Here is a 22069-nt window from a genome sequence, read left to right as displayed (position 1 = left end):
TTGCTTAATTGATCCTGTTGATCCCTTCGTGTGCTTCTCCTCTTGAACAAGCACACGAAGAACAAGTCATTATTTCGGTTTTACAGGAAGTTCTTGTCCTGTGAAAATTTTGAATGCTGCTTTTCCTTGTGCCAAAAGCATTCCTTCACCAGTCACGGTCTTGCAGCCTTTTGCTTCTGCATCCTTGATCATTTGGGTTTTTGGCGGGTTGTAAATAGCGTCGGCCACGATCAGATCCTTGTGGAATAAGTTGGTATCTTTGACCAAGGTATCTGTCGAGTCCTTGCCCATGCCGACGATCGTTCCGTTGACTAACACATCTGCTGCTGCTATTTTTTCTTTCACTAAATCGTTATCTGCTAAATCATAAATAGCGATATCCAACTCTGGGTAGTTTGCTTTGACCCGTTCAACGGTCTGTTCGCCCTTAGCAAAGAACTGATCCTTCATATTGAAGATCGAGATCGCTGAAGCCCCCTCGATCGCCAATTGAACCTGAATCGCTGTGGCTGCACCGCCTGTACCAAAGACCACAAATTTTTTACCCTTCGGATCAACACCGTGGTCTTTTAAATTATCCACAAAGCCGACACCATCAGTAATATGTCCAGTCAATTTGCCATCTTCATTTTTATAAACGTTGATTGCACCGACCATTTGTGCTGCTGGCGACAATTCATCCATGTATTTGGCTGCTTCGCCTTTGCAAGGCATCGTCACGTTTCCACCCAATAAGCCAAAAGTACGAACGGCTTCAACCGCCTTTTGAGTTTCCTCTAATTGCACATCGAACGCTAAATACACGGCGTCTATTCCTAATTGTTCAAACGCATAATTATACATGGCTGGTGATCCTGAATGTCCTACAGGAGTGCCAAACAAAGCATACAAGCTGGTTTTTCCTGAGATTCCTTCTAACATGTCTTCTCTCCTTTGTTATTCCTTTATGCTCATCGGATAGTATACTATTAAATCCTTGTTTATTGAACCTTTATTTTAATCCAACAGCTCTGGCCAAGCTTGTTTGATCACATCGATACTTGTGTCATAATTCATTTTTGCTGCTTTTTCGTAACCAAGACGCAAGTTGTTATCTGAGATCACTTCTGTTCCCACGACACGCGGGTTCACACCGTGCTCTTTCAAGGCTTTCAGGAAGCCAACTGTATCTCCCCAGCCCGTTCCTGGGCAAAGGCGGTCATGCAATGATTCTTCACGTAAAATCTCAGTTGGATAAGGACGTTCTAAAACATCACAGATTTGGATGGATACGACTTTTTCAGCCGGTATACCTTTCAAATCTTCTGGTTTTGAATTCGCACGTGCCCAGTGCCATGTATCTAAAATCAACATTCCGTTTTCGCAATCTGCCCCTTTTACGATCTCCCAAGCCGTTTTTAGATCCGGCACACCGCTGTAAGGCATGAATTCTAACCCAATCACTAATTCCTTCGCACGTTCACACAATTCTTTGAATGCTTGGATCTGTACCTCTAAGGAATCATTCTCCATCAGTCCGCAGTTAATGTGGCCCACTCCGAATAAACGAGCCATGTGGTAAATCGTTTGTTCCTTGAACTGCTGCAGCAAAGTGCTTGGTGCTTCTGCTGTTTTGTTCGGATCTGTCCACATCGTGATGTATTCTACTTCTGTGACCTTCATGTCATTCTCTTCTAAGATTTCCAACATTCTTTCATCAGAATACCCTTGTTTTACTGCCAGCATATACGTTTCTGCCCGAATACCGATTCCATCAAAGCCTGCCGCTTTTGCTGCTTTCACACGTTCCTCGAAGTCGATCTCAACACCTAAGGTAAACGAACTGATTGTTAAAGGTACTTTTTTCATTTTGGTTCCTCCCAAATTTCTATTAATGTTATGACTTTCACATGACTAGATAAAAGAAAGCCAGGTGTACTAGGTTTTTAAAAAAAAAGCCGTACTGCATCTGGAAAAGCGTATTTTTTTTCAGTGATATTTTTCGTAAAATCGTTTCATTGCAATGTTTTTTATTTCACAATCACTTTTCGTTATTATTCTATCGTGCTTATCCCAAAATATCTAATTGGTTTTTATCGAATAACCTATAGGTAAAAGATATAGATTTTGCTATAATATATAAAAAATGAGTGGAGTTTACGATTATGAATCTACAACACTTGAAATATTTTGAGGTGCTGGCCAAAGAACAGCACTATACTCGTTCAAGCAAACTTTTGAACGTGACACAGCCTAGTCTCAGCAATGCGATTGCTTCTTTGGAGGACGAGTTAGGGGTGACCCTGTTTGAGAAAAAGGGACGCAATGTGGTTTTAACCAAACCGGGCAAGATTTTTCATGATTATGTTGGCCGTACGTTAGAGTTGTTGGATACGGGCATTGAAACGGTTTCTAAGATCAGTAAAGGGAGCGGATACATCAGTTTCGCATTTTTGCCTGTACTAGGAACGAAGTATGTGCCCCGATTGACGAAAGGCTTCATAGACAGCAATTCAGATAAGGAGATCGAATTTGATTTTCATTCCTCCGCTGGAGTGACCAAGGAGATCGTCGAAGGCATTAAGTCTATGCGTTATGACATTGGCATTTGTTCTTATCTGCCTGATGAACCCACGATTGAATTTATTCCAGTTGCCAACCAGGAACTGGTAGTGATCACACCACTAGACCATCCGCTGGCACAATTTGATGAGATTTATTTAGAGCAAACACAACCTTACGATCAAATCGGTTTTAGTCAGAACAGCGGCCTGCGCAGCATCATCGACAGTGTGTTTCAAAAGCACGATTGTACGTATAACATCATCTATGAGGTCACCGTTGACCAAGTCATCGCTGGTTTTGTGAGTCAGGGTTTCGGTATCGCTGTAATCCCAAATATGAATATCTTAGAATCGCTGCCGTTAAAAAAAATTCGGCTAAAGAACCTGCGCTGGGAGCGCTACTTTTATTTGGCCACCAACAAGGATGCGTATTTAACGCCTGCCGTGATCAATTTCAAAGAATATATTTTGGCTCACTCGGATTCCAAGGAAACGATCTATTAAAGACGAGCAGTTGCGCGCTTATTGTAAATCAAACCAAAAAATCTCCCCTAGAATGGTATGTTCTGGGGGAGATTTGATTAATTCTCAGTTTTGCTGATTCTTACGGCAGTCTCGTAAGAATAATAATTTTTAGCCAATTCCTTTTTAAAATTTTGGCCGATCAACTGAAATATTTTGTACGGCACATCACTGTATTCCTCTTCCATCAATGGTTTCAGCTGCTGCAGCAGTTGAGGCTTCTCCTTTAAATGCTGCAAAACAGAAGTTTCCATCAAAGAGCAAGCGTACTCTACTAAGTAATTTTCATAATAGATCGTTTCCAGAGGAACCCCCTGTTCCACATTTTTTTCAAGCGAAGCTTCGAGCAAGGACAAGAGCTGGCCTTCGTTGTCAGAGTAGCCCTTTACTTCCTCCAGCTGACCCAGCAAAACAACCTCGTCCAACTGTTCATAGGTTTCTGCTAACACAGCCTTAGCAAACTGATCGGTCACAAATGTCGTCCGATCCATGACCTGAAGCAGCTGTTTTGCAGCAATTCGAATGGCTTCTTGTGGTGAATTTTCTTCAGCTATGCGTTGCGCTTGCTTGACGATCGTTTCTGCTAAGGGCAAAAGTCGTTGGGGGGCTTGCAACGTGCTGTACAAAAAGCGATTGGCCAAATTGCTGACCATGACTTCAAATTCTGTTTTTGTTTCCAAATTCGACACCTCCTCCTTTATTATAGAGAATTGCTTTTCTAAAACGAAAGAATATGACTTGTACCAGCCACCATCAACGCAACAAAAATTGCCTTGTAAGAGGTTCTGTGTTACTATTTTCCTCGGGTCTACCCCCAAAAATAAATCAGAGTAGAAAGCAAAGCGTTAAGTGCTGAAAGGATGGGATGTTGCCTTTTGGACGAAAGACTTCGGTCTGCGGTTTTGTTTTCGCATTCGCTGCATGAAGATGTAGCAGCTCTTAAAGGAGATGCTAGAAATGAAGAAAAAAATGGATGCTAGAAGCATCACTACTATGGCTTTATTGATTGCCTTGATGGTCACGTTGTCTCGTGTACTTGGGATTGAAACACAGTTTTTGAAGGTCAGTTTCACCTTCGTTCCAGAGATCATCATGGGTATGTTGTTTGGACCGTTATGGTCTGGGATCGGAGCTGTCGTTGCCGATTTTGTCGGCATGGCTTTGCTGCCAAAAGCGCCGTTCTTCATCGGATTCACCCTGAACGCTTTTTTAGAAGGAGCGATCTATGGCTACTTCTTTTACAAAAAAGAGATCACCTGGAAAAATTCGATCCAGTCAGTCTTGGTGGTCAATGTATTGATCAACTTGATCCTGACTCCCTTGTGGTTGGCGATCATGTACAGTGTTCCGCTGAACAGTTGGATCATCTGGGCACCGCGCCTGATCAAAGCAGTCATCTGGATTCCTGTACAAAGCATCATGACCTATTTCCTAGGCAGCGTGTTGCCTTACAAACGCTGGGTCTCACACTTCAAGGCTCACAGTCATTCCTAATAGTTAGCGGAGCAGGATCAAACGATCCTGCTCTTTTTTCTCTGTGCAGTTTTCCACAAGCAAAAAAGTCGTTATTTTCTTCCACGAACACTATGATGGTGCCACATCCATATAGAAAGCCGTGAGCAGAATGAATGACCACCGAATACTTCTCGTTGCTAAAGATCGAGAACTTTACTTTTTTTCAAGCATTGTGGATTTAGATGTCTGTTCAGCCCATCAACTCTTTGACCCAGCCGAACACGACCTGTTGCGCCGTCTTCCTTTTTATGAATTGATTATTTTTTTAGATTACGGGTTTGATCCTGAGATGGCAGAGCATATTCGTCCGTATACTAAGGCAAAGATCGTTCTGTTTTTTTGGAACCATTTTCTAGATCGGCATTATCGCTTGCTGGATGCTGGGTTACACTCTCCTGCGATTGATCAGATTGCCCACTTTGATCCTTTAGAAGCCCGTGATCTTGGGTTGATACACAACAGCTCCTTTTACTCTGGAAACATGCGATGTCCAACTCCGCAAAAGGCGTACGACATTTTCTTCGGTGCAGCAGACAATGGCCGCAAGCAGGAAGCGATGGCGCTTAAACAGGACTTCGATAAACTAGCGTTGACAACGTATTACCACATTTTGCCAGCTCGGGGGAATGATCAAAAAGGCTATTTGCCTTATTCTGAATATGTCGCCTTAATGGCAAGTGCGACCAGTATCTTAGAGATCATGCGTGCGGGGCAATTTGGCGTTACTCTGCGGACCTTTGAATCTAGTTTTTTCCGAAAAAAGCTTCTAACAGAAAATCCGATGATTGCTTATTACCGTCTTTACAAACCAGAGAATGTTTTTCAATTGCAACAGCGGTCGTTTGAAGAATTGCCTTTGTTTTTAGAGACACCCTTCCAGCCAATCGATTCAGAAATGTTGACTTTCTTCGAAGCACGCAATTGGGCAGAACGTTTTTTGATCCACGACCCGCAGGCTTTTGAAAGGTATGAATACGTTCCAGAGTTGATGGATCAAGCAAGTGCACTCTAAAAAAACAGCAGGTCGGCGATGGTAGGATCGCTTCCCTGCTGTTTGTTTGATTCGTCTATTTGTTGGCACGTTTTTGATAAGTGCCTTCAGTGGTGTTGATTTCCAACATCTCGCCTTCTTCGATAAAGTCAGGTACGTTAACGACCAAACCAGTTTCCATTGTGGCTGGTTTTCCAGAGCCGGTTACTGTTGCGCCTTTGATTGATGGTTGCGTTTCAACAACTTTTAGTACAACTGAAGTTGGCAACGTAATGCCGATAACTTCTGAACCGTAGAATTGGATCTTCACTTCCATGTTTTCCAAGATGTATTTCATTTCTTCTTCAATGGTGGAAGTTGGGATCTCATATTGTTCATAGGTTTCCAAATCCATGAAAAATGCCACATCTTCTTGGCTGTACAAGTATTGTACAGGCTTCGTCTCCATCATCGCTTTTTCGAACTTTTCATCTGGGCGGAAGGTCGTATCGTAAGTTGCGCCCGTACGCACATCGCGTAATTTCATGCGCATTACAGTATTGCCTTTCCCAGGTTTATGGTGACTAGCATCTAAAACTTTAATTAATTTGCCGTCCTGCACGAATGTCATACCGGCACGTAAATCACTTGCTGCAATCATTAAAAACACTCCTTCTACTATCATTAACCTTACCCATTGTAACAAATAACCCGCCTAGTGACTATAAAAAAATCATGAGTTCTCTCACGAGGAATTTTAAAAGCTAAAAAAAGACTGCACGCGGCAGTCTTGACTTATTTATTCACGGCTTTGGTTCGAAATGCGGGGATTCTAGGCAGGTGATTCAAGGCGATCTCTAAAGAAGGCCCCGTCAACAGCAGCACAATGACTGTGCCGAATCCGATCGTCCCGCCTAACAAATAACCAGTTAGAAAGAAACTGCCATCCAGCAAAATCCGTGATACCTTAACTGAACGCTTGGTCAGACGCTGAATCACAATCATCAAACTCTCGTAAGCCGCAGACCCTGCATGTGCCAAAAGATAGATCGCTGTTCCGGTCCCAAAGATCACCGTGCCCAAGATAACCGAAGGATAAGTCATGGAAGCTGGGATGGTCTGCAGCACCTCAGCCGCATCCATTAGATTTAAAACGAAGCCCACTCCGAATCCGTTGATGATGCTGCCAATTCCAATCAGACTGCGGTCGTAAAAATAAATCGCTGTCAACACTAAGATATTAAACAGCATACTTAGTGTTCCGAATTGAAATGGCACATGCTGCATCAGGCCTAAGACCAAGGTGCTGATCGCATCCGCCCCAGATCCGCTGAGGACGATCAAACGAATCCCAACAGCTGCGAAGATCGTGCCTGCAACCGCTAAAGTAAACTGTTTTACTAATTTTTCTTTTCCAATCAAATTGAATCCCTCACTTATAGATAAGAAAAGAGCCTTTTCGGCTCTTTTCTAAATCATTTCACGTTTTATCCGTTTTTTGTATGCATTCATTCGAGCCGTCAGTGGCTGTGCAGCTTCCTTGATGGCACAATACTTGTCCACCATGGTCACGATATAGCCTTCTTTATACTTAGGCGGTGTAATCGTCGCACCCCACATGTGTTTGATGATGATGTCTCTTTCCAGCTCGGACAATTCCGTGATCTTTTCCGCATTTTTTACGGCGATACGCGGATGCATGTAAGCGTGAGAGCCTTCATCAAATTTAGTTGTATGCCAATCGTAGTAGAACAGGTCATGCAGCAACCCAGCTCGAGCCGTTGCTCTGGCATCTCCATTGAAGCGTTTTGCTAATTTGTAACTTTTATAGGAAACACTGATGGAATGTTCCAACCGTGTAGAGTTCATGTGTTGGGTGTAATTTGCTAATTTTTGCACTTCGTCTGTTGCCAATAAGTCTTCGATGTAAGACATGTATTCGTGGTCTTTCCGCCAATTTTCAGCCATAGAAAGCAAAGCCCCTTTTCTTTTATCTCTATTGTGCATTATAGCACGTGAAAAGAAAAAGCGACAGGTTCCGCTTTCAAGTGACTCCCAAGTTTAACAGTTCCTTAATAAGCGTGTCTTCTTCGTAAAAATTATTTTAACAAACGGAATAATAAAATGCCCGCTGCTATTGCTACGTTCAGCGATTCTGCCTGACCCTTGATTGGGATGTACAGATTCTTGCTGCTGAGCTCCTGCAGCTCTTTGTTTAGCCCTTGTCCTTCATTCCCCATGATCACCCCAACGTCGGTCTGTGCTTGGACTTGCCGATAATCCAGCGCCTGTCTATCTAAAGCCGTGCCGTAAACAGGCATCTTTTCTTGAAGTTTAGGAACAAGGTCTTTCAAGTCAGCCCGCAGAACCGGAAGATGGTAGTGGCTGCCTTGTGTGCTGCGCAGTGTTTTGGGATTGTATAGATCAGCGGTGCCCTCGCCCAGAACAACACAGGAAAAGCCCGCAGCATCTGCCGTACGAATCATCGTTCCGACATTTCCAGGGTCCTGAACATTGTCCAGCAGCAGCCATCCGCCTTTAAAAGCAGGCATTTTCTCTTCAGGCTGAGCCACGACTGCAACAATTCCTTGAGGTGTCGGTTGACTTGCTAGGGACTTCAACACTTCCTCAGATACTACATAATAATCAGCAAACTGCTCCTGAAGCCATTCAGACCATTGCTTCATTCCTCGTTCACTGACAAATACTTCCATCAAGTGCTGGCCGGATTCAACTGCTTCTTCGATGAGATGGAAGCCTTCCAATAAGTAGGCACCCTTTTGTTCTCGGTATTTTTTTTGGTTTAATTTCTTGGTTTCTTTGATCAATGGATTCTTAACCGATTGGATTTCTTTCACCTGTTTATCACCTCCCAAGCATTATAGCACGCGTTTTCTTGAAACAGCTAGAAAAACTAGTTATGATAAAGGTACTAATCGATGAGGAGGCGAAGATTCATGAAATTGCAGATTCAAGTAACCGGCCGTGTGCAAGGCGTTGGTTTTCGTTACACTACCCAACAGATCGCCAGAGAGATCGGCATCACCGGAACCGTTAAAAATGAGCTGGACGGCAGTGTTTCGATCCAAGCGATTGGTTCAGAGAGTGATCTGGAGGAATTTCTGGAGCAATTGGCAAAACCGCAAAATCCCTTTTCCAAGGTGGACTCGATCCGTAAACACGAAGATCCTTCCATTGAAGACCGAAAAAAATTCGATGTGATTTATTAAAAAAGTGTCAAGCCGCTGCTTTTTTAGGAATTCAATTGAAAAGCCCCATGATATCTAGTATAGTATGACCTGTGTGAAATTTTTTAGCAGAGGAAGAAGTACATGAATAAAGTAAAAAACTGGCTTTTAGGCTCCGGCCTATTGGGTCTGATGATCGTATTATCCGGCTGTGTCCGCATGGGGGACGATGGAAGACCTGATACGACTGGGATCGTCTATCGTTTTTTAGTGGTTCCTTTAGAGAACTTCTTGCAATGGATGGTTTCAAACTTCAACTGGTCTTACGGACTGGCGATCATCGTTTTGACCATCATCGTTCGGATCATTATTATGCCGTTAGGGATCCATCAATCTCGGAAATCCCTGATTCAATCTGAAAAAATGCAAAGCATTAAGCCGCAGGTCGATGCTGCACAGGCTAAGTTAAAACAAGCAAGTACCCCAGAAGAACAAATGGCTGCCCAACAAGAAATGCAAGCTGTATATAAAGAAAACGGCGTGAGCATGATGGGCGGAATCGGTTGTTTGCCATTACTGGTACAAATGCCGATCTTCTCTGCCTTGTACTATACCGCTCGTTTTTCTGCCGGCATTCAAGAATCGACCTTTTTAGGAATCGACCTTGGACGACCAAACTATGTATTAGTAGTAATTGTAGGAGCAGCTTACCTATTGCAAAGCTACATCTCTCTGATTGGTATTCCAGAAGAACAAAAGAAAACCATGCGCAGCATGATGATCGCATCACCATTGATGATTACCTTTATGACTTTCAGCTCTCCTGCGGGTCTGGGATTGTACTGGGTCGTCGGCGGGATTTTCAGTTGTATCCAAACCTTCATCACCAACGTGCTGATGCGTCCGCGGATCAAAGCAAAGATCCAAGAGGAATTGAAAAAAAATCCGCCAAAACAAGTCGTGACTCCGCAGACAATGAAAAAGGCCGAACCGATCAAGCCGAAACCAAAGCAAGTCAATGCACCGAAAAATTCGTCAAACGGTCGAAACGCAGGCAAACAAAAACGCAAGTAAACCTAGCTGGAAAGTTAGGTTTTTTTATTTGCCAGACTTGGTACCAAAAAAGCATCCCCGCGTAGGAGATGCTTTTTTAGCGCAGCAAAGGCAGGCTTCCCGTTAATTTGTTGACCTGCTTTTTCGGTCCCATCAAGGTCAATCCGAAATAATCAATGTCCGCTTCCGGTATCTGCTTCATTTTTTCAACATATTCTTCATAGGTTTTGCAGCCTTGTGCCACATCGAAAAAATCAACGACAGTCAAAGCCGAAAATTGCGGATCATACAAAAAGCTGCGCAGCTCTTTTAAACAAGCACGATCCCCCTTTAAGATCGGGATCGGAATTTCAATAATCCCTTGATGGGTATGCCCCGTTTGGTCCAGCACCCTCTCGCCAATAATCTCTGGATAAAGCTTGCCAATGGTTGCTCCCATAACTGCTGTGCTGTTGGCGATGATTCCCATTGGCAAGGTTTCATCCACCACCATGACACATTTTAAGTCGGTTCCTGTCATCTAATCCCTCTTTTCAAAAGCTTGATTGCTGCTTCTTTTAGTTTAGCTGCCGCTTCGCTCCATCGCTTGAAAGATATTGACTTGTTTGAACACACCTTCTTTTTACACAAAAAGAGCACTGATTTTCATCAATGCTCTTGCAACATAATATAACCTGTACGGGATTCGAACCCGTGATTCCGCGCTGAGAACGCGACGTCTTAACCCCTTGACCAACAGGCTGTCGGTTTAACGAGAAAAGTATAGCGCGAAAGACTTTTTTCGTAAACTATTTCGTCCTCAACTTGGGAATTCTATTATGCGTTTATTTATTCGTTTATGTTGTTTATATGTTGGATTGGTGTATAATATGTGATGTACGAATGAAATATTAGCACCGTAGGAGGAACTATGAATCTATCAGAACGGCAAGAAAAAATCATCGAGATCGTTAAAGAAGCCCAGCCGTTGAGCGGTGAAAAGATTGCGGAGCATCTAGGTATCTCTCACGCGACACTGCGAACGGATCTTTCTTTTTTGACGATGGCTGGTATTCTGGAAGCCAGTCCAAAAGTCGGCTATACCTATACAGGCGTCGGTATCGAACAATTTCTTTTCGACAAAATCTTTTCAGTCAAGGTCGAGGATATTATGCTGCCTCCTTTATTGACGCCGCAAGATACGTCGATCCATGACGCGATCACCAATCTGTTTATGTATGATGTCGGATCCATTTATGTCACCGACAAGGAACAGCATCTTGTAGGACTCTTGTCACGTAAGGATTTGTTGCGTGCCGCACTCAACAGCAATTTACAAAGTACCCCAGTAGCTGTCGTAATGACTCGAGCACCACATGTGCGGACTTGTACCAAAGATTATACGATTCTAGAAGCAGGTGCGGTCCTGCTGGATTACCAAGTAGATTCTTTGCCCGTCGTCAGCGAAGATGATCCTAAAAAGGTTATTGGAAAAATTACCAAATCGCGGATTTTCAATTATATCATGCAGCAAGCCAAACAAACTGAGACAAATCGATAGGAGATAATAAAGATGAAAAAAAGTGTTCCGTTGTATATGATTTCTGATGCTGTTGGAGAAACTTCTTTAAAATTAGTCAATGCTGTTACTGCGCAATTCCCGACGGTCAATTTTGATATGACCTATCGGTTTCCGTTCACCAAAGACGAAGTAGAATTAAAAGGCATTTTAAGCGATGCACTCAAGGATAGCGCCATCGTCGTAACGACCCTCGTGAACGAAAATCTTTGCAAGATCGTTTCTGATTTTAGCAAACGAACGGGGCTGCAATACATCGACCTTATGAATCCCTTTATGGACATCATCCATCAAAAAACAGGCGTTGCTCCTTTAGAGGAAGCCGGTGTCGTGCACAAACTAAACCAAGAATACTTTAACCGTGTGGCAGCGATCGAATTTGCCGTCAAGTATGATGACGGCAAAGATCCTAAGGGGTTCCTCGATGCCGATATCGTGCTGCTGGGGATCTCTCGAACCTCTAAAACACCGCTGAGTATGTATTTGGCCAACAGCCGATATAAGGTAGCCAACCTTCCGTTGATTCCAGAGGTTCCCTTGCCAGAGCAAATCAAAAAGGTACCGAAGGAAAAATTGGTTGGCCTGATCATCGAGCCGGATGTTCAGCAAAAGATTCGAACCAGCCGCTTGCACTCTTTAGGCTTGGCAGAAAATTCGCGTTACGCGGATCTTGAACGTATCAAGGAGGAATTGGATTACGCGTTGAATGTCTTTGACGAACTGAACGCCTTTACCCTCGACATGACTAATAAATCGATCGAAGAAGCCGCGACCTTGATCATTGAACAGATGGATAGTCGCTTGGCAGAATAAATGGAGGTCTCCATGCATGTTATCTACCCGTGAAAAGTATTATCAAATGCTGGAAAAAGAATTTCAATCAAAAGAAGCGATTTTGACCGAGCTGATTAATCTTGAAGCGATCATGCATCTGCCCAAGGGTACTGAATTGTATATCAGCGATATTCATGGTGAATACACGGCCTTCAATCACATCCTGCGGACTGGTGCGGGAAACATCAAAGAAAAAATCAGTTTGTTGTTTGAGGACCGTTTGACCTCTCATGAGATCGATAAACTCACGATTTTGGTCGCCTACCCGCGGGAGTCTTTAGCCAGCGACAGCTTTTTCGAGCATAAGGACCGTTCCTGGTACCGCAAGAAAATCCGGCAGCTGCTGGAGCTGTTGAGTTTCTCTTCAACTAAATACACACGATCTAAGGTACGTAAGGCTTTGCCCAAACAATTTGCTTATATCATTGAAGAGCTGATGTACACAGACACCAATTACAAGGATAAAGCCGATTATTTCCATCAGATTCTGTCTCATCTATTGGAGCTGGAGCAGGGGGATGCCTTTATCATTGCGCTTTGCTACAGTATTCAGCGTCTGGTAGTTGACCATCTGCACGTCGTGGGGGATATCTTTGATCGCGGCCCCGATGCTGACCAGATCATGGATCATCTGTGCAAGCAGCCTTCTGTCGATGTGCAATGGGGAAACCATGACATCTTGTGGATGGGTGCGTATGCAGGCTCGCGGGCTTGTCTGATGACGCTTTTGCGGATCGCTGCACGCTACAATTATCTCTATGAAGTCGAACATGCCTATGCCTTAAATCTGCGTCCTTTGTTCATGTATGCAGAAGAATATTATCAAAATAATCCGGTTTTCACGCCTAAGGAAACCACCTGCAGTGATCATTATTCGATCGAAAGCATGGATGCATTAGAAAAAGTCCATCAAGCATTGTCGATCCTGCAATTTAAGCTGGAGGGTCAGCTGATCAAGCGCCACCCCGAGTTCGAGATGGAGGATCGCTTACTGTTTGATCAAATCGACATTGACCAAAACACGATTACACTAGAGGGCAAAACCTATCCGTTGCAAGGCAGCTGTTTTCAAACCTTGCTGGAGGATCCGTATCAGCTGAGCGAGCAGGAAGAATACGTGGTCGATATGTTGCTGACTTCTTTTCAGCAATCCAGCAAAATGCAAGAACACATGAACTTCTTGTTGGAAAAAGGTTCGATGTATCTGGTCTACAACCAGCATCTGTTGTTTCACGGCTGTATTCCACTGACTGAGAAAGGTGAATTTTTGCCTTTGCACGTAGAAGGTGTTGATTATTCCGGCAAGAGTTTGCTGACCTTTTTTGAGGAGCATATCCGTCAAGGGTGTGACGCGCAAACCAGTGACAATCCGCATGCGGATTGGGTCTGGTACTGCTGGTCTGGAAAGATCTCTCCACAATTTGGCAAAAGTGCGATGACCACCTTTGAACGCTATTTTATTGCAGATAAGAAGACCCATCGCGAAATCAAAAACAGTTATTATTCCTTCAGAGACACAAAGGAAACCTGTCAAATGCTCCTAGAAGAATTCGGCCTGTACTCTCCCTGTTCGCGGATCATCAACGGCCATACGCCGGTAAAAGTAAAGGGCGGCGAATCGCCGATCAAAGGAGAAGGCATGCTGTTCGTGATCGATGGCGGTCTGTCAAAGGCCTATCAGAAAACGACTGGGATCGCAGGCTATTCCCTTCTGAACAATTCCTATGGCTTTCAGCTGGTGACTCATGATCCCTTTTCTTCCGTAGAGAATCTATTGGAACGGCAATCGGATCAAACCTTGCTGAAAAAGGTCATTGATCGTGAGTTGCAGCGCATCTTGATCAAAGATACGACGGTCGGCCAAAGCATCGAGGAACAAATCGAGAATTTGACTGGTCTGCTGCATTATCAGAAAACCTAGCAGAAATTTTCACACCTTTTCCAATTTAGCTTGTTGGAAAAGGTGTTTTTCTGTATAGTTGATGTGAGGTGTAAAAAACGATGCTGTCTGCGTACATAAATATTTTCCTGATCTTTGCCCTCATGTTCATGGGCTACTATTTAACCTATAAGCAATTATTCAACAATCTGGTAGGAGATGTTTTTTCGAAACTGGTTCTACAGATCGCCCTGCCTGCCAATATGTTTTTAAACATCACTAGGAATTTTTCGCGCGAAGCCTTTTTAGAATTGTTCAACGGCATGATCATCCCGCTGATCTCAATGCTGGTAACATTTGCCATCAGTTATGTCTATGTCAGACTGGGAAAGGTCAGTGAAGGGCGTCAAGGGGCGTTTTCAACGATGTTTACCTGTTCAAACACTATTTTCATCGGGTTGCCGATCAATTTGGCGATCTTCGGAGAACAGTCCGTTCCTTACGTCCTTCTGTATTATATCGTCAACACTACATTGTTCTGGACGATCGGGATCTATCTGATCGCCAAAGACCACCCGCAGATTGAACAGGCCAAGGTGCACTTCCACCCTGTACAGGTTCTGAAAAAGATTTTTTCACCTGCTCTGCTGGGTTTTTTGATCGGTGTCGGCTGGGTACTGCTGAATCTGCCGATGCCGCAAGAAGCAGCAACTTTTCTCGCGTACCTAGGAAATCTGACTACTCCCTTATCGATGTTTGTCATTGGGATTATCGTCTATAACGTTGGAATACGCAATCTGACCATGAACAAAGACATTTTCGGCGTCTTGATTGGCCGCTATCTTTTTTCTCCGCTGATCGTCTGGCTGCTAGGGCAATGGATTCCCGTACCGCCTTTGATGCTGTCGGTTTTCATTATTCAAGCTGCCATGCCAGTGCAAAATTCAGTACCGATCCTAGCCCGCTCCTACGGTGGTGATCAGCAATATGCCGCTGCTTCACTCGGTTATTCTGTCTTGATCTATCTGCTTTATATTCCTTTGCTGCTGAAATTGATTTTATAACAAAACGAAACCCACGCGCTGTCTCTGCCAGCGGCGTGGGTTTCTTCGTCTTATTTGGTGATGATCTTATCGATACTTGCCAACGCTTCAGCGATATCGGCGATCTGAGCCAACTGGCTCAGCCGATTGTTGCGTACCTGCTCGTCCTCTGCCATGACCATGGTTTGATTGAAATAGCGTTCGATCACTGGCCGCAGATCAGCCAGCATTTGATAATTTTCCGCCATGGACTGCTCGCCAAATTGATCTTGTACTTCTTTAACTGCTTGATACAATTCCTGCTCACTGTCATTTTCAAACAGACTTGGATCGACCTGCTGGGTAACTGTTTCTGGCTCTTTCTTCTTAGCCAGATTGATCACACGTGTCAAGGCCTCCATTGCTTCCTTGAAGTCCATGTCTTTGGTATGCTGATCAAAGATTCGAGCTGCTTCAAAGATTTGGGTCAGATCGTCCTGTTTTGAATCCAATACGGCATCAATCAAGTCATGCCGGATGTTTTGTAGTTGTAGTCGTTGTCGCAAACGCCCTTTGAAGAAATTGACTACAGCCTGCTGGTCTTGATCAAAGTGGATCCCATAGTTCAGCTCGTCTGCATTGATCGCCTCAACGATTTTTCCATGCATCGCTGTGAATGGGAAGGTCCAGCCTTTTGCTTCGATGATTCGAACGATGCCGTAGGTTTGTCTTCTCAACGCATAAGGGTCATTGGAACCACTAGGCACCATCCCCACTGCAAAGAAACCAAAAACACTGTCCAGTTTGTCGGCAATTGCCAAGACCGCGCCTACATTTGATTCCGGCAAATCGCCTTCTGCGGAAACCGGCATATAGTGCTCTCGAATCGCCTGAGCAACCGCCGGACTTTCTCCTTTTAAGCGAGCATATTTTTCTCCCATGATTCCCTGCAGCTCAGAGAATTCACCGACCATGTTGGTGACTAGGTCAAATTTATAGATTTCCGCTGCGCGTTTCAATGCGGTCAATTCCTCAGCAGTCAGGCCGACACTTTTTCCGATAATCTGACTGATCATGCCTACCCGCTGCATTTTTTCATACATACTGCCGATCTTCTCGTGGAAAGTGACATTTTTCAGCTTTTCGACACATTCTTCGATTGACAGCTTCTTATCTTCCTCGTAGAAGAAATCCGCGTCCTCCAGCCGAGCAGTCAGCACTTTTTGATTGCCTTTGATGACGTTCTCTAACTTGACTCGGTTGCCGTTTCGCACGGAAATGAAATGCGGCAGCAGCATGCCTGCTTGATTTCGAACTTCAAAATAGCGTTGATGTTCCTTCATAGAGGTGACTAAGACCTCTTCAGGGACAGACAAGAATCGTTCTTCAAAATCGCCAATAAAAACGGTTGGGTACTCTACCAAGTTCGTGACTTCCTCCAGCAGGTCCGCATCCAGATTAACTTGCCACTTGTGTTCTGCTGCCAACACATTGATTTGATCGATGATCATTTGCTGACGCTCTTGGGCATTGGCAATCACGAATTGTTCTTTTAATTTTGCTTCGTATTCACTTGGATTCACCAGCATAGCTGTGTTCCCTAAAAAGCGATGGCCTAGCGTTTCTCTGCCGGTAGTCACATCCAATAAAGTAAATGGGATCACTTCATCATCCAGCAGCGCCACGATCCAATGGATAGGACGGATATATTCAAACGAATTGTCGCCCCAGTGCATCGTCACCGGGAAAGTCATGCTTTTGATCACCGTGTCTAAGCCCGTTAAAACGTCTTTACTGTCTTTTCCGTGAATGTACTTCGTCACATAAACATATTCAGTTCCATTGACTTCTCTGAATGTAATCGCATCTGTCGTCAAGCCTTGTCCGCGAACAAAGCCTTCTGCTGCTTTGCTCCAATTGCCTTCCGCATCCTGAGCGATCTTCTTCGCAGGTCCCTTGACTTCTTCCTGCACATCTTCTTGTCGGTCAGGGATGTCGGTCACACGAATCCCCAAGCGACGAGGAGTTGAAAAGTTTTCGATCGAGCCAAAGGTCAGGTTTTGTTCCTCTAAAAAGGCGGATACCCGTTCTTCCAATTGTTTGCTGCTGGGCCAAACCACATGGGCTGGCATTTCCTCTAAACCAATTTCCAATAATAGATCTTTTGCCATTTTTATTTGACCTCCTCATGATTCAACAATGGGAATCCTAATTTTTCACGTTCTGCCACGAAAATTTTCGCAACTGAACGAGCCATATTGCGGATTCGCGCCAAATAGCCTGCACGTTCTGTCACGGAAACGGCGCCCCGTGCATCCAACAAATTGAAAGTATGACTGCATTTCAAAATGTAATCATAGGCTGGATGGACCAAATCGTCATCGATACAACGCTGCGCTTCTTTTTCAAATTTGTCGAAGTTTTCCAACAGCATTTGCTGATCGCTGACTTCAAAGGAATATTTGGAATGCTCGTATTCAGGCTGCTTGAATATCTCTCCGTATTTAACATCTGCAGACCATTGCAGATCGTAGACACTTTCGACTTCTTGGATATACGAGGCCAACCGTTCTAAACCATACGTCAATTCAGCTGTCACTGGGTGGCAAGGCAGACCGCCGACTTGTTGGAAATACGTGAACTGAGTGACCTCCATGCCGTCCAGCCAAACTTCCCAGCCTAGACCTGCACAGCCCATCGAAGGGTTTTCCCAGTTATCTTCTACGAAACGAATGTCATGCTCCAAAGGATCGATCCCCAGCAGCCGTAAGCTTTCTAAATACAATTCTTGAATATTTTTTGGTGAGGGCTTCATAACGACCTGGAATTGATGATGCTGGTAAAGACGGTTTGGATTTTCGCCATAACGACCGTCTGCAGGACGACGAGACGGTTCTACGTAAGCTGCCCGCCAAGGCTCTGGCCCAATCGCACGTAAAAACGTATAGGGACTCATGGTTCCCGCCCCTTTTTCTGTATCATATGCCTGCATCAGCATACAGCCGTTGTCAGACCAAAACGTCTGCAAAGTCAAAATGATTTCTTGCATGTTTTTTTTACTCATTTGATTTCCTCCTTGTTTTTTTGCCAAAATGAAAAAAGTCCCTATGTCTGGTATCAGACATAGGGACGTATCAACGCGGTTCCACCCTACTTCCAGGTCTCCTGACCCGGCAGCTTTTTTCTTCTGTGCTCACAAACGCCTGCGATGATCCATATCATATTCGGCTTCCACTGCTCCGAACTCGCTATCCTGAGGGATGAATCTCTTTTTTTGCTCCTCGCACCTATTAACTTGCTACTATAATAGCGACTTTTAGGTCATTTTGTCAAATCGAATTTCCCCTAAAGAGGAATCTTTTGAAAAACACCGTCTTTCAGCTGTACCGTTGAAGTAAAGCCTACGCTTTTCAGTAATTCTTCTGTTTCCGCAAAATGACAATTCAAAGTACCAATCTCGTGGCTGTCGCTAGTCACGATGACTGGACACGCTCGCTCCTGCATTTGGCGCAACAAGAAGGGATTCGGATACGGCTGGGTTCGCCAATTTCGTGAAATAGCTCCCGTATTGATTTCGATCAGCCCATCGTAACTTTTGACCAGATCGATCACGTCGTTCAAGGTCTTTAAAGCAACCTTTTGATAGACCGGACTTTCTTCATCCAGCCAAGGCTTCTTTTCATTAAATTTCGTGATCAGATCGAAATGACCGACGATCTTAGGCCGGTGTTGGTCCACATGCTTCACGATGGTTTCATAATAGTCCTGAACCATCTTGATTTTATCACCTTCATACCAGTCGTCCAGCGTTCGCATCAGACTCTCTGGACTTTCGTCCACTGACCGATATTCCCCATCCCGCGGCGGGAAATAATGGACTGATCCGACAAAATAGTCATAGCCCTCTTGGGGTGCAGGACTATAATAATCCCACTCCAGACCTGTCAGAATCGTCAACTGTCCTTGCAGATGCTTTTGAACTTCCTTGATCTCCTTTTGGTAACCCTCCTCGTCAGAAACACCCGGACAAGATGGATCAAAAGGGGCGGAAGAATGGCTGGTAAAGCCGATATCCGTGAAGCCGATCTGAAGTGCTGCCTCTGCCATTGCAATCAGTGTGTCTTTGCCGTCACACCACGTACTGTGAGTGTGTGCATTAGAATAAAACATCGAAACCCTCCCTTACATTCAGGTACTCCGTGCTCCTGTCCTCTCGACCACACTGAAGACAGGCTATTGCAGTCTTTCTTGCTTTACTTTATGATCGACCACATGACGTTTTGACAGTTCTTGGCGAACATCCTCAACTGTGATCCCCATTTCTACCATTAATACTAGCAGATGATAGGCCAAATCAGCAACCTCAAAAATAGTTTCCTGCTGATCTTCCTTCATGGCACCAATCACGACCTCCGTTGATTCTTCGCCGACCTTCTTCAAAATCTTTTCTTTGCCCTTTTCAAACAAATAGCTGGTGTAGCTGCCTTCTTTCGTCTCGTTTTTGCGTTCGCTGATTAGTTGGTATAATGCCCCCAATTGTAGTTTTCCTTCAGTTTTTTGATCCTCGAACAGAACCTCTGTAAAACAGCTCTCTGTTCCAGTATGACAAGCCGGACCCTCTTTTTTTACTTTGGCGACTAGTGCATCCTGATCACAATCCGCAGTCAACGAAACCAGATGTTGGTAGTTTCCGCTGGTTTCGCCCTTACGCCATAATTCTTGGCGGCTGCGAGAATAAAAGGTCATCAAACGATCCTTCAGCGTTAACTCCAAGCTTTCCTGATTCATATAGGCCAAGGTCAATACCTGATCCGTCTCTACGTCTTGAACAATCACAGGGATCAAGCCTTGTTCATCAAATGATACTTTCATATGCTCCTCCTTAAATGATCCGCATTGGTATCTGCTGGTCTGCCAGTTCTTGTTTCAACTCAGGGATCTTGACTTCTCCGTAATGAAAAATTGACGCAGCAAGGCCGGCCTCAATCTTAGGCAGTTGGAACAGCTCATAGAAATCCTGTACCTTTCCCGCACCGCCAGACGCGACGATCGGCAGGTTGGTCAGTTCACTGACTGCCTGCAGCAGCGGCAAGTCAAAGCCTCGTTTGACCCCATCAGTATCCATGCTGTTAACCACGAGCTCTCCGGCACCCAGCGCGTCTCCTTGCTTGATCCATTCCAAGGCATCCAAACCAGTATCCTCACGACCGCCTTTAGCAAACACTCGCCACTGGTCACCGACCTTACGGATATCAACTGACAAAACAACACATTGACTGCCATAGCGCTTGGCACCTTCTTCGATCAATCGTGGATTTCGCAATGCGCCTGAATTCACACTAACCTTGTCTGCGCCGCAATTCAAGACACGTTCAAAATCGCTGACCTCATTGATCCCGCCACCAACTGTCAAAGGAATAAAAACCTCCGAAGCCACGCCTTCTAAAATATCTGTAAACAATTCTCGTCCTTCTGCCGAAGCAGTGATGTCGTAAAACACGAGCTCATCGGCGCCCTGTTGATTGTAAAAGCGGGCCAAGGTGATTGGATCATTGACATCCTGCAGCCCGGCAAAATTAACGCCCTTGACCACTCGACCGTCGCGCACATCTAAACACGGGATGATTCGTTTGGCGATCATTGGTCGTCCCCCTTGCTGGCTGCCAGTACGTCGGTCAGCTTCAAATTTCCGCTGTACAAAGCCTTGCCGACGATAGCACCGCCAATGTGGATCTTCCGAAGCTCCTCGATATCTGTTAGAGCGGCTACACCGCCAGATGCGACGATTTCCAGATCAAGCTGATTCAGCTGCTGATACAGGGGAATGTTGATGCCTAATCCTGTTCCGTCGCGGGAGATTTCTGTAAAGATGATGGTCTTTGCTCCCCACGCTTGAAGCTGACGGCAAAAAGCGAGGGCATCCGTTTCCGTGGTTTCCAACCAGCCCTCAACAGCGACCTTCCCGTCCTTAGCATCCACGCCGATTGCGATCTGCGATCCATATTTTTTCAGCATCTCTTGGGTAAACTGAGGATCTTTTTGAGCAATCGTCCCTAAGATCACTCGATGAACACCTGCATCCAAGCAGTGATTGATTGTAGCTTCATCACGAATACCGCCTCCGACCTCAACAAAAAGATCAGTGGCCTCAACGATCTGTTTGGCGATGTCAAAATAATGCAGGCTTCCTGCTTTAGCACCATCCAAATCCACTAAGTGAAGGTATTCTGCGCCTGCGGCTTCAAATTCTTTCGCAAACGCAACAGGATCATCGCCAAAAATCTCCTGTTTTTGATAATCGCCTTGGTACAAACGCACGACCTTTTTATTCAACAAATCAATTGCTGGAAAAATTTTCATCTTGTCACCTCCGCAAATGCCTTCAACATGTTCAAGCCGACTTCCCCGCTTTTTTCCGGATGGAATTGGGTACCAAAGACGTTGCCGTTTTGCACGACACCGGGAACCTTGACTCCATACTCGCTAAATGCGACTAATGACTTTTCACATTCTACTCCATAATAACTGTGGACATAATAAACATAATCACCCGGTTGAACTTCCTTCATCAACGGACACTCTGCCTGGAGGATCTCCAGCTGATTCCAACCGATTTGAGGAACCTTCAAGTCGATCTGCTGCTGTTGAAAAGCCTCGGTCATCGAAACGATTCGACCCGGAACCAGCCCCAATCCTTGATGCGTTCCGAATTCTTCACTCGTTTCAAACAACAGCTGCATCCCCAGACAAATGCCTAAAAAGGGTTTTCCCGACGCTGCCAACGCCTTAATCGGTTCGATCAGCGCCAGCTCTTGCAGCTTGTTGACTGCATCGCCAAAGGCCCCCACCCCTGGAAGAATGACCTGGTCGGCTTTCTCCAGCTGTTTTAGGTCGCGCGTGACGACACTTTCCGCGCCAATGTATTCCAAAGAACGGGCAAGACTGAACAAATTCCCGACACCGTAGTCAATGATTGCTATCACAT

The 22069-nt window shown here is 44.8% G+C and carries 24 protein-coding genes, 1 tRNA gene and 1 riboswitch; of the genes, 9 read left to right on the top strand and 16 right to left on the bottom strand.

The genetic code is table 11. The annotated features are described in order from the left end of the window. Positions 1–69: 69 nt before the first annotated feature. Positions 70–921, bottom strand: coding sequence for a shikimate dehydrogenase (locus tag NRIC_RS06950; protein WP_146621969.1), 852 nt, complete (start codon positions 919–921; stop codon positions 70–72). A gap of 75 nt (positions 922–996) precedes the next feature. Then, complete coding sequence (locus NRIC_RS06945) at positions 997–1848, bottom strand: sugar phosphate isomerase/epimerase family protein (protein WP_146621968.1); 852 nt, start codon at positions 1846–1848, stop codon at positions 997–999. Positions 1849–2144: 296 nt separating this feature from the next. Here NRIC_RS06945 and NRIC_RS06940 point away from each other — a divergent pair, with 296 nt between their 5' ends. Continuing rightward, a complete protein-coding gene (locus tag NRIC_RS06940; protein ID WP_146621967.1) occupies positions 2145–3047 on the top strand; it encodes a LysR family transcriptional regulator in 903 nt (300 codons plus the stop codon). 77 nt (positions 3048–3124) lie between these two features. Here NRIC_RS06940 and NRIC_RS06935 read toward each other — a convergent pair whose 3' ends face one another. Next, positions 3125–3745 carry a hypothetical protein gene (locus NRIC_RS06935; protein WP_146621966.1) on the bottom strand — a complete coding sequence of 207 codons (621 nt, stop codon included), beginning with the start codon at positions 3743–3745 and terminating at the stop codon, positions 3125–3127. 144 nt (positions 3746–3889) lie between these two features. Beyond that, positions 3890–3987, top strand: a riboswitch (THF riboswitch). A 35-nt stretch (positions 3988–4022) separates the two neighbouring features. On the opposite strand from NRIC_RS06935, the gene NRIC_RS06930 reads away from it, so the two are divergent. Together NRIC_RS06930 and NRIC_RS06925 are read left to right on the top strand one after the other, a co-directional pair. After that, positions 4023–4559, top strand: coding sequence for a folate family ECF transporter S component (locus tag NRIC_RS06930; protein WP_146621965.1), 537 nt, complete (start codon positions 4023–4025; stop codon positions 4557–4559). Between the two features lie 130 nt (positions 4560–4689). Then, a complete protein-coding gene (locus NRIC_RS06925; RefSeq protein WP_146621964.1) occupies positions 4690–5592 on the top strand; it encodes a WaaS/CpsH family glycosyltransferase in 903 nt (300 codons plus the stop codon). 55 nt (positions 5593–5647) lie between these two features. Here the strand turns inward: NRIC_RS06925 and efp are convergent, their stop codons facing one another. From efp to NRIC_RS06905, 4 genes are all read right to left on the bottom strand, one after another. Next, the gene (gene efp, locus NRIC_RS06920) at positions 5648–6211 is read right to left on the bottom strand and encodes an elongation factor P (RefSeq protein ID WP_146621963.1); all 564 of its coding nucleotides are present in this window, start codon (positions 6209–6211) and stop codon (positions 5648–5650) included. A gap of 134 nt (positions 6212–6345) precedes the next feature. After that, positions 6346–6972, bottom strand: a complete 627-nt coding sequence (locus NRIC_RS06915) for a YczE/YyaS/YitT family protein (RefSeq protein ID WP_146621962.1) — start codon at positions 6970–6972, stop codon at positions 6346–6348. 48 nt (positions 6973–7020) lie between these two features. Continuing rightward, positions 7021–7518, bottom strand: a complete 498-nt coding sequence (locus tag NRIC_RS06910) for an HD domain-containing protein (RefSeq protein ID WP_146621961.1) — start codon at positions 7516–7518, stop codon at positions 7021–7023. 131 nt (positions 7519–7649) lie between these two features. Next, positions 7650–8408, bottom strand: a complete 759-nt coding sequence (locus tag NRIC_RS06905; protein WP_146621960.1) for a TrmH family RNA methyltransferase — start codon at positions 8406–8408, stop codon at positions 7650–7652. Between the two features lie 99 nt (positions 8409–8507). Between NRIC_RS06905 and NRIC_RS06900 the strand changes: the two genes are divergently transcribed. Together NRIC_RS06900 and yidC are read left to right on the top strand one after the other, a co-directional pair. Then, positions 8508–8780 carry an acylphosphatase gene (locus NRIC_RS06900; RefSeq protein ID WP_146621959.1) on the top strand — a complete coding sequence of 91 codons (273 nt, stop codon included), beginning with the start codon at positions 8508–8510 and terminating at the stop codon, positions 8778–8780. A gap of 102 nt (positions 8781–8882) precedes the next feature. Continuing rightward, the gene (yidC, locus tag NRIC_RS06895; RefSeq protein ID WP_146621958.1) at positions 8883–9812 is read left to right on the top strand and encodes a membrane protein insertase YidC; all 930 of its coding nucleotides are present in this window, start codon (positions 8883–8885) and stop codon (positions 9810–9812) included. A 76-nt stretch (positions 9813–9888) separates the two neighbouring features. Here yidC and NRIC_RS06890 read toward each other — a convergent pair whose 3' ends face one another. Beyond that, complete coding sequence (locus tag NRIC_RS06890; protein WP_146621957.1) at positions 9889–10311, bottom strand: DUF2000 domain-containing protein; 423 nt, start codon at positions 10309–10311, stop codon at positions 9889–9891. 150 nt (positions 10312–10461) lie between these two features. Beyond that, a tRNA-Glu gene (locus tag NRIC_RS06885) sits at positions 10462–10533 on the bottom strand. A gap of 168 nt (positions 10534–10701) precedes the next feature. Between NRIC_RS06885 and NRIC_RS06880 the strand changes: the two genes are divergently transcribed. The 4 genes from NRIC_RS06880 (at position 10702) to NRIC_RS06865 (ending at position 15126) form a co-directional block, all read left to right on the top strand. Continuing rightward, the gene (locus NRIC_RS06880; RefSeq protein ID WP_146621956.1) at positions 10702–11331 is read left to right on the top strand and encodes a helix-turn-helix transcriptional regulator; all 630 of its coding nucleotides are present in this window, start codon (positions 10702–10704) and stop codon (positions 11329–11331) included. Positions 11332–11343: 12 nt separating this feature from the next. Then, positions 11344–12162 (top strand): pyruvate, water dikinase regulatory protein, encoded by an 819-nt coding sequence (locus NRIC_RS06875; RefSeq protein ID WP_146621955.1) that lies wholly within the window; start codon positions 11344–11346, stop codon positions 12160–12162. A 16-nt stretch (positions 12163–12178) separates the two neighbouring features. Further along, positions 12179–14104 carry a fructose-1,6-bisphosphatase gene (locus NRIC_RS06870; protein WP_146621954.1) on the top strand — a complete coding sequence of 642 codons (1926 nt, stop codon included), beginning with the start codon at positions 12179–12181 and terminating at the stop codon, positions 14102–14104. An 80-nt stretch (positions 14105–14184) separates the two neighbouring features. Beyond that, positions 14185–15126, top strand: a complete 942-nt coding sequence (locus tag NRIC_RS06865) for an AEC family transporter (protein WP_146621953.1) — start codon at positions 14185–14187, stop codon at positions 15124–15126. Between the two features lie 50 nt (positions 15127–15176). Here the strand turns inward: NRIC_RS06865 and glyS are convergent, their stop codons facing one another. From glyS to hisH, 7 genes are all read right to left on the bottom strand, one after another. After that, positions 15177–17255, bottom strand: a complete 2079-nt coding sequence (gene glyS, locus NRIC_RS06860; protein WP_146621952.1) for a glycine--tRNA ligase subunit beta — start codon at positions 17253–17255, stop codon at positions 15177–15179. 2 nt (positions 17256–17257) lie between these two features. Then, positions 17258–18148 (bottom strand): glycine--tRNA ligase subunit alpha, encoded by an 891-nt coding sequence (gene glyQ / locus NRIC_RS06855; protein WP_146621951.1) that lies wholly within the window; start codon positions 18146–18148, stop codon positions 17258–17260. Between the two features lie 281 nt (positions 18149–18429). Further along, positions 18430–19254 (bottom strand): histidinol-phosphatase, encoded by an 825-nt coding sequence (locus NRIC_RS06850; RefSeq protein WP_146621950.1) that lies wholly within the window; start codon positions 19252–19254, stop codon positions 18430–18432. A gap of 63 nt (positions 19255–19317) precedes the next feature. Beyond that, positions 19318–19956 carry a bifunctional phosphoribosyl-AMP cyclohydrolase/phosphoribosyl-ATP diphosphatase HisIE gene (gene hisIE, locus NRIC_RS06845; RefSeq protein WP_146621949.1) on the bottom strand — a complete coding sequence of 213 codons (639 nt, stop codon included), beginning with the start codon at positions 19954–19956 and terminating at the stop codon, positions 19318–19320. 10 nt (positions 19957–19966) lie between these two features. Next, positions 19967–20725 carry an imidazole glycerol phosphate synthase subunit HisF gene (gene hisF, locus NRIC_RS06840; protein ID WP_146621948.1) on the bottom strand — a complete coding sequence of 253 codons (759 nt, stop codon included), beginning with the start codon at positions 20723–20725 and terminating at the stop codon, positions 19967–19969. Next, the gene (gene hisA / locus NRIC_RS06835; RefSeq protein WP_146621947.1) at positions 20722–21444 is read right to left on the bottom strand and encodes a 1-(5-phosphoribosyl)-5-[(5-phosphoribosylamino)methylideneamino]imidazole-4-carboxamide isomerase; all 723 of its coding nucleotides are present in this window, start codon (positions 21442–21444) and stop codon (positions 20722–20724) included. The genes hisF and hisA overlap by 4 nt, the downstream gene beginning before the upstream one ends. Next, positions 21441–22067, bottom strand: a complete 627-nt coding sequence (gene hisH, locus NRIC_RS06830) for an imidazole glycerol phosphate synthase subunit HisH (RefSeq protein ID WP_146621946.1) — start codon at positions 22065–22067, stop codon at positions 21441–21443. The genes hisA and hisH overlap by 4 nt, the downstream gene beginning before the upstream one ends. Positions 22068–22069: the final 2 nt, after the last annotated feature.

Source organism: Enterococcus florum, from assembly GCF_004309355.1.
In the GTDB taxonomy this organism is placed as follows: domain Bacteria; phylum Bacillota; class Bacilli; order Lactobacillales; family Enterococcaceae; genus Enterococcus_A; species Enterococcus_A florum.
Note: the sequence above shows the minus strand (reverse complement) of the source record. Positions and strands in the feature narration are given on the sequence as shown.

What these genes read in the sequence shown, in the direction of transcription:
- NRIC_RS06945 (WP_146621968.1), bottom strand. Translation starts at nt 1,848, where the DNA reads ATGAAAAAAGTACCTTTAACAATCAGTTCGTTTACCTTAGGTGTTGAG.
- NRIC_RS06870 (WP_146621954.1), top strand. Translation starts at nt 12,179, where the DNA reads ATGTTATCTACCCGTGAAAAGTATTATCAAATGCTGGAAAAAGAATTT.
- NRIC_RS06865 (WP_146621953.1), top strand. Translation starts at nt 14,185, where the DNA reads ATGCTGTCTGCGTACATAAATATTTTCCTGATCTTTGCCCTCATGTTC.
- NRIC_RS06850 (WP_146621950.1), bottom strand. Translation starts at nt 19,254, where the DNA reads ATGTTTTATTCTAATGCACACACTCACAGTACGTGGTGTGACGGCAAA.
- NRIC_RS06890 (WP_146621957.1), bottom strand. Translation starts at nt 10,311, where the DNA reads ATGACAGGAACCGACTTAAAATGTGTCATGGTGGTGGATGAAACCTTG.
- NRIC_RS06940 (WP_146621967.1), top strand. Translation starts at nt 2,145, where the DNA reads ATGAATCTACAACACTTGAAATATTTTGAGGTGCTGGCCAAAGAACAG.
- glyQ (WP_146621951.1), bottom strand. Translation starts at nt 18,148, where the DNA reads ATGAGTAAAAAAAACATGCAAGAAATCATTTTGACTTTGCAGACGTTT.
- NRIC_RS06930 (WP_146621965.1), top strand. Translation starts at nt 4,023, where the DNA reads ATGAAGAAAAAAATGGATGCTAGAAGCATCACTACTATGGCTTTATTG.
- hisA (WP_146621947.1), bottom strand. Translation starts at nt 21,444, where the DNA reads ATGAAAATTTTTCCAGCAATTGATTTGTTGAATAAAAAGGTCGTGCGT.
- NRIC_RS06875 (WP_146621955.1), top strand. Translation starts at nt 11,344, where the DNA reads ATGAAAAAAAGTGTTCCGTTGTATATGATTTCTGATGCTGTTGGAGAA.
- efp (WP_146621963.1), bottom strand. Translation starts at nt 6,211, where the DNA reads ATGATTGCAGCAAGTGATTTACGTGCCGGTATGACATTCGTGCAGGAC.
- NRIC_RS06910 (WP_146621961.1), bottom strand. Translation starts at nt 7,518, where the DNA reads ATGGCTGAAAATTGGCGGAAAGACCACGAATACATGTCTTACATCGAA.
- hisIE (WP_146621949.1), bottom strand. Translation starts at nt 19,956, where the DNA reads ATGAAAGTATCATTTGATGAACAAGGCTTGATCCCTGTGATTGTTCAA.
- NRIC_RS06950 (WP_146621969.1), bottom strand. Translation starts at nt 921, where the DNA reads ATGTTAGAAGGAATCTCAGGAAAAACCAGCTTGTATGCTTTGTTTGGC.
- NRIC_RS06880 (WP_146621956.1), top strand. Translation starts at nt 10,702, where the DNA reads ATGAATCTATCAGAACGGCAAGAAAAAATCATCGAGATCGTTAAAGAA.
- hisF (WP_146621948.1), bottom strand. Translation starts at nt 20,725, where the DNA reads ATGATCGCCAAACGAATCATCCCGTGTTTAGATGTGCGCGACGGTCGA.
- NRIC_RS06900 (WP_146621959.1), top strand. Translation starts at nt 8,508, where the DNA reads ATGAAATTGCAGATTCAAGTAACCGGCCGTGTGCAAGGCGTTGGTTTT.
- glyS (WP_146621952.1), bottom strand. Translation starts at nt 17,255, where the DNA reads ATGGCAAAAGATCTATTATTGGAAATTGGTTTAGAGGAAATGCCAGCC.
- NRIC_RS06925 (WP_146621964.1), top strand. Translation starts at nt 4,690, where the DNA reads ATGAATGACCACCGAATACTTCTCGTTGCTAAAGATCGAGAACTTTAC.
- yidC (WP_146621958.1), top strand. Translation starts at nt 8,883, where the DNA reads ATGAATAAAGTAAAAAACTGGCTTTTAGGCTCCGGCCTATTGGGTCTG.